Origin of the sequence: Franconibacter helveticus LMG 23732, assembly GCF_000463115.2 — a bacterium.
GTDB classification, from domain to species: domain Bacteria; phylum Pseudomonadota; class Gammaproteobacteria; order Enterobacterales; family Enterobacteriaceae; genus Franconibacter; species Franconibacter helveticus.
Window position 1 is genome coordinate 1 of record NZ_AWFX01000022.1, and the last position, 713, is coordinate 713.

The following is a 713-nucleotide window of genomic DNA, read 5'->3' on the forward strand; positions in this document are numbered from 1 at the left end:
GTGGCTTCTGTTTCTATCAGCTGTCCCTCCTGTTCAGCTACTGACGGGGTGGTGCGTAACGGCAAAAGCACCGCCGGACATCAGCGCTATCTCTGCTCTCACTGCCGTAAAACATGGCAACTGCAGTTCACTTACACCGCTTCTCAACCCGGTACGCACCAGAAAATCATTGATATGGCCATGAATGGCGTTGGATGCCGGGCAACTGCCCGCATTATGGGCGTTGGCCTCAACACGATTTTACGTCACTTAAAAAACTCAGGCCGCAGTCGGTAACCTCGCGCATACAGCCGGGCAGTGACGTCATCGTCTGCGCGGAAATGGACGAACAGTGGGGCTATGTCGGGGCTAAATCGCGCCAGCGCTGGCTGTTTTACGCGTATGACAGGCTCCGGAAGACGGTTGTTGCGCACGTATTCGGTGAACGCACTATGGCGACGCTGGGGCGTCTTATGAGCCTGCTGTCACCCTTTGACGTGGTGATATGGATGACGGATGGCTGGCCGCTGTATGAATCCCGCCTGAAGGGAAAGCTGCACGTAATCAGCAAGCGATATACGCAGCGAATTGAGCGGCATAACCTGAATCTGAGGCAGCACCTGGCACGGCTGGGACGGAAGTCGCTGTCGTTCTCAAAATCGGTGGAGCTGCATGACAAAGTCATCGGGCATTATCTGAACATAAAACACTATCAATAAGTTGGAGTCATTACC

General features: G+C 54.1%; 1 protein-coding gene. It reads left to right on the plus strand.

Annotation, left to right across the window (positions count from 1 at the left end):
• Window positions 1-698 (plus strand): IS1-like element IS1A family transposase gene (locus DW56_RS06105; RefSeq protein ID WP_103215986.1). Its coding sequence is split into 2 segments (ribosomal slippage): window positions 1-250 and window positions 250-698, totalling 699 coding nucleotides; the frame shifts between segments, so codons are not numbered across the junction.
• The last annotated feature ends 15 nt before the right edge of the window (window positions 699-713 follow it).